At 71.8% G+C, this 1,675-nt stretch carries 3 protein-coding genes and 1 pseudogene; 3 read left to right on the forward strand and 1 reads right to left on the reverse strand.

The features are described 5' to 3' along the window. The 3 genes from FV222_RS25195 to queC form a co-directional block, all read left to right on the forward strand. Positions 1 to 255 (forward strand): nicotinate-nucleotide--dimethylbenzimidazole phosphoribosyltransferase (locus FV222_RS25195; protein WP_187277469.1); only part of this gene is annotated, 255 nt, incomplete at its 5' end. Between the two features lie 4 nt (positions 256 to 259). Further along, positions 260 to 616 carry a 6-carboxytetrahydropterin synthase QueD gene (gene queD, locus FV222_RS25200; protein WP_147752674.1) on the forward strand — a complete coding sequence of 119 codons (357 nt, stop codon included), beginning with the start codon at positions 260 to 262 and terminating at the stop codon, positions 614 to 616. Continuing rightward, positions 609 to 1,313, forward strand: a complete 705-nt coding sequence (gene queC / locus FV222_RS25205; protein WP_246685656.1) for a 7-cyano-7-deazaguanine synthase QueC — start codon at positions 609 to 611, stop codon at positions 1,311 to 1,313. Before queD ends, queC begins: the two co-directional genes overlap by 8 nt. On the opposite strand, the pseudogene FV222_RS25210 reads toward queC, so the two are convergent. Then, positions 1,314 to 1,675: pseudogene (locus FV222_RS25210) on the reverse strand (cache domain-containing protein); the annotation flags it as partial.

Raw genomic sequence — 1,675 nt, forward strand, 5'->3', positions numbered from 1 at the left:
GTGCTGCACGCGCTCGACCCGCGCGCGCTCGACCATTGCCTCGCCGGCCACGTTTCGGCCGAAGGCGCCCACGCCGAGGTGCTGGACCGGCTCGGGCTGGTGCCGCTGCTGGCGCTGGGCATGCGTTTGGGCGAAGGCTCGGGCGCCGGCATGGCGATGGGCCTGCTCAAGGGCGCGCTCGCCTGCCATCGCGACATGGCGACGTTCGAGCAGGCCGGCGTGTCGGACAAGGGCCATTCGGGTTCGGGGGAGTAGGGCCATGAAGATCACCCAGGCCTTCACCTTCGAGGCGGCCCACCGCCTGCCGAACGTGCCCGAGACCCATCGCTGCCACCGGATGCACGGGCATTCCTATCGCGTCGAGCTGACGGTCTCCGGCCCGGTCGATTCGCGCACCGGCTGGGTGGTGGACTTCTTCGACATGGAGGCGATCTTCGCGCCGGTGCTGCTCCAGCTCGACCATTACTGCCTCAACGAGGTCGCGGGGCTGGAGAACCCGACCGCCGAGAACATCGCGGCCTGGATCTGGCAGCGCACGAAGGAGGGCCTGCCGGGGCTTTCCGCGGTGAAGGTGTTCGAGACGCCGATGTCCTGGGCGGAGTATGCGGGTGACTGACGACCGCGCGCTGGTGCTGTTCTCGGGCGGGCAGGATTCCGCGACCTGCCTCGCCTGGGCGCTCGACCGCTACGCCCACGTCGAGACGCTGGGCTTCGATTACGGCCAGCGCCACCGGATCGAACTCGACGGGCGCGCGACGCTGCGCGACGGCCTCGTGCGCATCCGCCCGGACTGGGCCGAACGGCTCGGCGAAGACCACACCCTGGCGCTGGACGCCCTCGGCCAAGTCTCGGAGACGGCGCTGACCCGCGAGACGGCGATCGGGTTCGAGGCCGGCGGATTGCCGAACACCTTCGTGCCCGGCCGCAACCTCGTCTTCCTCACCTTCGCCGCCGCGCTCGCCTACCGCCGGGGCCTGCGCCACGTCGTCGGCGGCATGTGCGAGACCGACTATTCCGGCTACCCGGATTGCCGCGACGACACGATCAAGGCGCTGCAGGTGGCGCTGAACCTCGGCATGGAGCGGCGCTTCGTGCTGCACACCCCGTTGATGTGGCTCGACAAGGCCGAGACCTGGCGCATGGCCGAGCGCCTGGGCGGGCGGGCGCTGGTCGACCTCATCGTCGAGGACAGCCACACCTGCTACCTCGGCGAGCGCGGAGCGCGCCACGCCTGGGGCTACGGCTGCGGCACCTGCCCGGCCTGCGCACTGCGGGCCTCGGGCTATGCGCGGTTCGTGGCCGACGCGCCCTGATCACACGGACTGGACGATGACGCCGTACCAGCCGAGGCCTTCGTAGGTCTCGTAGCCGGGGGTGCGGTGGAAGGCCGTGACGAACGCGCCGTGCGCGACGCCGCTGGCGCCGCCCTTCGGATCGAACGCCAGGGTCTCGGTGAGGACGCCGCGCTCGTCGGAGGCGGCGAGCACCCGGCGGTCCGCGTCCACCAGCAGCACCCGCGTGCGGGCGCGATCCTGCGGCGAGACCCGGATGCCGGCCACGATCGCGCGCGCCTGCGGCTCCCAGTCGAAATGGATCGCCAGCACGCCGATTGGGGCGCCGTCGGCCCGGCCGCCGTCGCGGATGCTCGCGCAGTAGGTCGCCACCTGCGCGCCGC

Origin of the sequence: Methylobacterium sp. WL103 (assembly GCF_008039885.1) — a bacterium.
GTDB lineage: Bacteria > Pseudomonadota > Alphaproteobacteria > Rhizobiales > Beijerinckiaceae > Methylobacterium > Methylobacterium cerastii.